The organism is Stutzerimonas kunmingensis, assembly GCF_032106285.1.
GTDB classification, from domain to species: domain Bacteria; phylum Pseudomonadota; class Gammaproteobacteria; order Pseudomonadales; family Pseudomonadaceae; genus Stutzerimonas; species Stutzerimonas kunmingensis_B.
Genome location: NZ_DAMCPO010000060.1, coordinates 1 through 5,387, shown reverse-complemented (window position 1 = coordinate 5,387; position 5,387 = coordinate 1). Strand labels below are relative to the sequence as shown.

Sequence of the window (5,387 nt, the reverse complement as noted above, 5' to 3'; positions counted from 1 at the left end):
ATGCTCCAGCTTCAATTCAATAACCGTGTTGCACTCAGCGTCTGCAACCGCCCTGCCAACTAAGGAGATTAACGGATCCTCACCTTGCCGACCCTCCTTGCTTGATAGCCGACTGATGGATGTCGCGCCCAATCTAAGCATTGAAAGAAACTCCGTGCAGAGGAATGAATTAATTCACTTCAAGTTCAGAGGTGCGCACACTTAAATTACTATCTGTAAGGCTCGCCCGCCTGATCAGATCATCAAAAAAAAAGGCGCCGTTGAGGCGCCATTAGGCCAAGGGAGCAATGTGGAAGGCCTGGAAAAACCAGCTGCTAGCATTCTTAGAGTCACTGCTCATATTTTGCTCGAACATAGATTCCGACTTATGTGAAACACTATCACCTCCGCCTGTCAGCGAGCTGATTTATACGTTACATTTTTGTAAGCTTCTAGATGGCGGCCTCGTTAACCTGCACACTGAGTCGAAACAAACTTTCGGAATCTGCCTGCATGAAATTACTGGTCGCTGAAGACGAACCCAAAACTGGTTCTTACCTGCAACAAGGACTTACCGAAGCTGGATTTACCGTCGACCGGGTCACGACTGGCACAGATGCGCTCCAATATGCGCTGAGTGAGGTTTATGACCTTTTAATCCTTGACGTGATGATGCCAGGGTTAGATGGATGGGAGGTGCTACGCATGGTCAGATCAGCAGGGCACGAAATACCCGTACTGTTCTTGACCGCACGTGATGGCGTGGAAGACCGCGTCAAAGGCCTGGAGCTGGGCGCGGACGACTACCTGATTAAGCCGTTCGCGTTCTCCGAACTTCTGGCAAGGGTCCGGACATTGCTTCGCAGGGGCAGCGGCTCCCCCACCCAAACCACCGTGAAAATTTCAGATCTCGAAGTGGACCTGCTAAAGCGCCGCGCCGTTCGTGCTGGGAAGCGAATTGATCTGACGGCGAAGGAATTTTCACTGCTGGAATTGTTGATGCGCCGACGCGGCGAGGTGCTTCCGAAGTCTCTGATTGCATCTCAGGTATGGGATATGAACTTCGACAGCGACACCAACGTTATCGAGGTCGCGGTACGCCGTCTGCGCGCAAAAGTCGACGACGACTTCGAGCACAAACTGATCCATACCGTGCGTGGCATGGGCTATATGATGGATGCACCGGAGTGAGACTGCGTCACCTTTCGCTGACCGCCCGAATGAGTGTCATGTTCATGTCTGTGGTGGTTGTAGTTCTCACCATAGCTGGGCTGAGCTTCAATTTGCTTAGCCAGCATCACTTCGAAGTGTTGGATCGGCAGGCCTTGGTGGAGAAGCTCGAATCGACCAAGAAAATTTTCAATAACGTACGCAGCAGCGCAAACCTTGCTGAGGAGCTACCGCAGTTGCGAGCTCTGCTAGGTGCCCATCATGATTTAGCGGCGACCATCTTGAGCGAAGATGGCAGAGTGCTCTTTTCTGATCCCAAGACAGTCGACGTCCCGGAAAGCTATAGGGACGCAGAACAGCAGAATATGTGGGAATGGAAATATGCCGGCCGCCTGTATAGAGGATTGACTGCCCGAATCTCGGTAGCAGACCAGCCCGAACCACTTACAGCACTGTTGATTCTTGATGTCACTAACCACGCGCATTTCTTTCAGACTTTGCAGCGTTGGTTCGGCGTTGGATTAAGCGTCAGCGCTCTAATTAGTGCTGCGCTTGGCTGGATGGTAGTTAGAAGCGGTCTCAGGCCTCTGAGGCAAGTTACCCATCTCGCCGCATCGATGTCAGCAAGGTCGTTGCAGGAACGAATGCCGCTTGAACCGATACCGCTTGAGTTACAGCAATTGGTTCTGTCCTTCAATGCGATGTTAGGTCGCTTGGAAGATGCCTTTGTTCGGCTTTCCAATTTCTCGGCGGACATTGCTCATGAACTGCGAACCCCTGTTAGCAACCTCATGACCCACACCGAGGTGGTGCTGACCAAAAAGCGGAATATTGATGCTTATGAGGAGAATCTTTACTCCAATCTAGAGGAGTTGAAGCGTATGTCACGCATTATTGACGACATGCTCTTTTTGGCCAAATCCGACAACGGCTTGATTATTCCCGAACAAGCGTTTATCGAACTAGCTGATGTCGTTGCTAAACTGCTTGCGTATTACCACTTAGTGGCTGACGAACGCGATATCCGTCTCTCAGTCTCAGGCGCAGGAAATGTGCTGGGAGATAAATTAATGATTGATAGAGCGGTCTCCAATTTGTTATCCAACGCGCTGCGTTACACCCCGGTAGGGGAAACTATTTCTGTAACGATTCACGAGGCGGAAAGAACGGTAACCCTCAGCGTCGAGAATCCCGGAGGGACGATCGAGCCCGAGCACCTGGACAAGCTCTTTTATCGCTTCTATCGGGTCGATCCTGCCCGGCGCGAGGGTAGTCCAAGCAACGCTGGCCTCGGCTTGGCTATTACCAGATCTATTGTTGAGGCCCATAAAGGCAGAATCTGGTGCACCTCATTAGACGGCGTGACGGGCTTTCACATGGAATTTCCCCGCCAATAATAAAATATCGAATAAAGGTAAATATTTTAAAATCAGCCGCATAGCGATCATAAGGGACCTTACACGATTGTAATGTTAACCATTGGAACGGACGAACTCTGAATATGTCGGATTTATGAGCTGCTAGAGGATCACCTCAGGCCAGCTCAAGACTATACGCTAAAATACGAACTTTGGAGGAAGTCATGACTGAAACAATGTTCAATAGCTGCATTCAAGCTTGTTCTAACTGCGCTCTAGTTTGCGAAGCATGCGCATCTGCCTGTTTACTTGAAGACGACGTACAAACGATGGCCCGTTGCATTGAGCTCGACAGAGATTGTGCTGACATATGTGCTCTGGCAGCCAGACTCATGAGTCGCCAGAGCGAGTTGGCTAAAGAGTTCTGTGCATTGTGTGCAAAAATTTGCCGAGCCTGCGGTGAAGAGTGTGCCAAGCATCAGATGGATCACTGCCAAGAGTGCGCGAAAGCCTGTATGAAGTGCGCTGAGGAATGTGAACGTATGGCTGTATAACCAGCAAGCCGCTTTCCTGCCAAGATGGTATCTTATGGACTTGGTAGGAAAGCGCTTTTATTCAGTGGCAGGACACCTACGCTCTACCCACTGAAATGACGCCTTGGCTTCTATTGTTACTCTTGTGCAAAAAAAAGAATGCCATTTGAAAAATCAGTCATAAGCCAATCGTAACGATCATACAATTGGCTTATATCGTATTAATTCCCTTATAAATAATTAACCGTTATTGATGCCAACTGGCGCGCTACGGAACTCCACTGAGTGGACAACTCCATCAGGAGTACGAATTTTGATTTCGTATGGCTGCGCACGATAGCTTGGCCAGCCTAGAATACTATCTTCGCCCATTGGCGTCACACTTAGTACATCACCGCTTTCAAGAAGAACCTTTAAAGCCTGTCTACCCTCGACTGCAGCATAGTCATGCTGCATCGTTGAGTTTCTATCAACCTCAGCCATTGCGAAGGAGGAACTTACGGCTATGCCAACAGCAAGAACTGCCGCAAATTTTTTCATCGTTAACACCTCTTGATCATTGATGTTGGATAGTTTAAAGGTGTCAACCTTACACAAAGCTGAGTCTTATATTACATTAATGCTAAGCGGAGCTTACGTGTGATGTGCTCTTAACCTCATCACTTGCACTGAAAAACAGCAGAAATTTTTGTTCGATGGCTGCTGCTCGTGGTCTTCAAATTCCGGCAGCAAGAAGCGGATACTCGAACAAGGCGTAGTTCCCCCAAGCGCAACAGAATCTCAAGACAACACTAGCATTTATGCCGTGAGCCAATTTATTCTAGATAATTTCTCCTAGATTAATCAGATGTAATACCGTCTGTGGCCGGCCATGACATCTGGATGCAAAAAGCACATGCATCCGACCGCGTAGCGGTAATTGCTGTGGAGAACCGCGTCCGGTTGAATGGCACAGGCTCTGAAAAAGCGCGCGGCGTCGGTGAGTGAACATATTGCAAATTACTTTAATCCAACGGAAGCGTTACAGGCTTCACTCAGCGCGTTTTTTTCAGGTGCTCTCAGCTACAGACTTATTCCGATAGTACGCAGTGCCTCCCAGGACTTGGTTGAAACCAGGTGGTCCCTGCCAATTCCTTGGTAAACCGGTGGACTTAAGCAGAGTTTCTGCGTCCACTCCATTTCTCGCAAAGTCCTCTAGGTCCCACTCGAAAAAGCTAACAAGGGCTTGAAAAACAGTATTCGGAACACTGGAAACCATACCCAGACTTCCAGTGTTCATCGGAAGGTTTAGCCTTTTCATATTGGCAAGAGCGAAAATTAGCCGTCTCAATCTAAAGTGCCAGACAGACTCCATAAGAAGTTCAGCCTGCTGGGACGCCAAGGGAAATCTACGCTTACGTAACTTTGGACACCGCGGTAAACGCACGGGTAGGAGTTTCTGCAGGTTGTTGAGATTAACCCGCTTCTGTCCTTTGGAAATCCGATAGAGATTCTCAGCACCCGATAGGAGAATGGCAGCATAAGCGCTGTCTCGGAGATCACTAACCTCCTCGACTACTTCAGGTAAGCGCTTTGGCGTGCTGAGCTTTCCCATCAACCATGCGTTGTCATGCTCCGCTAGCCAGCGGGTGGCTTGATGAGCGTTATCCCAGAGGTACTCCAAATCGACATTCGCTCGAACAGCTAAAATGGTGGCTATTTTCTGACGGTGTTGCGCCTTCCTACCAACTTTCGGCCTCTCCAGCTTTAAACGTAATTTTGCACCTGCCGCGTGCCGAAGAATGAGCTCTTTCTGCAAGGCAGCCTCAAAGTCATCCGCGCCCCCAAATAAATGCTGTGCAATGATCATATGCCGGGCGAGTGGCATATCCATCTGGCCATTGTAAAAACTAAACCGTATCCATTGGTCGTGTTTACCTGCTTCATAAGCTTTGTCCATTCGCGACAGGGCTTCATCTCCATACTTTGAACGGATGCTGTCAAATAGTTTTGCAGTACCGACAAATTTTCCGTGTATGAAACCGCGTTTTCTGCATTGTCGTACATAGCTTGCGGCTAACGTTTCACAACTCATTGGCGGTAAGTTACGCTGCAGTAATTCGTAGGCGAACTCCGCAAATGTCTTTTCAAGCACAGTGCCCTGCTTTCCTGTCGCGGGATCTAGGGCGCTCCAACCGCATATGCACGGATCAGTCGGATTCGGAAGTAACCGAAGCTTACGGAAGAACGGATGAGAGCATTTGGGGCACGCATGCATCAGCGACTCACCATGACGCCAACAGACAGACACACCGTAAGCGTTCATTCCACGACGTACTGGACTTACTTTACGTCCCGAAGGGGCCTT

Annotated in this window: 5 protein-coding genes; 3 read left to right on the top strand and 2 right to left on the bottom strand. The window is 49.3% G+C overall.

Going from position 1 to position 5,387, the window contains the following annotated elements; translation table 11 throughout:
* Nucleotides 1-492: 492 nt before the first annotated feature.
* The 3 genes from RT582_RS22245 to RT582_RS22235 all read left to right on the top strand — a co-directional run bounded on the left by RT582_RS22245 (nt 493) and on the right by RT582_RS22235 (nt 3,061).
* Entirely contained in the window at nt 493-1,170 is a 678-nt protein-coding gene (locus RT582_RS22245; RefSeq protein WP_003292145.1) for a heavy metal response regulator transcription factor, read from the top strand.
* Nucleotides 1,167-2,546, top strand: coding sequence for a heavy metal sensor histidine kinase (locus RT582_RS22240; RefSeq protein WP_313480063.1), 1,380 nt, complete (start codon nt 1,167-1,169; stop codon nt 2,544-2,546). Before RT582_RS22245 ends, RT582_RS22240 begins: the two co-directional genes overlap by 4 nt.
* Before the next feature lie 185 nt (nt 2,547-2,731).
* Nucleotides 2,732-3,061, top strand: a complete 330-nt coding sequence (locus tag RT582_RS22235) for a four-helix bundle copper-binding protein (protein ID WP_024162553.1) — start codon at nt 2,732-2,734, stop codon at nt 3,059-3,061.
* Between the two features lie 219 nt (nt 3,062-3,280).
* Here RT582_RS22235 and RT582_RS22230 read toward each other — a convergent pair whose 3' ends face one another.
* Both RT582_RS22230 and RT582_RS22225 read right to left on the bottom strand, forming a co-directional pair.
* A complete protein-coding gene (locus RT582_RS22230; protein ID WP_085987739.1) occupies nt 3,281-3,580 on the bottom strand; it encodes a hypothetical protein in 300 nt (99 codons plus the stop codon).
* Between the two features lie 508 nt (nt 3,581-4,088).
* Nucleotides 4,089-5,174: a transposase gene (locus RT582_RS22225; protein WP_313480062.1), complete on the bottom strand. Its 1,086-nt coding sequence runs from the start codon at nt 5,172-5,174 to the stop codon at nt 4,089-4,091.
* Nucleotides 5,175-5,387: the final 213 nt, after the last annotated feature.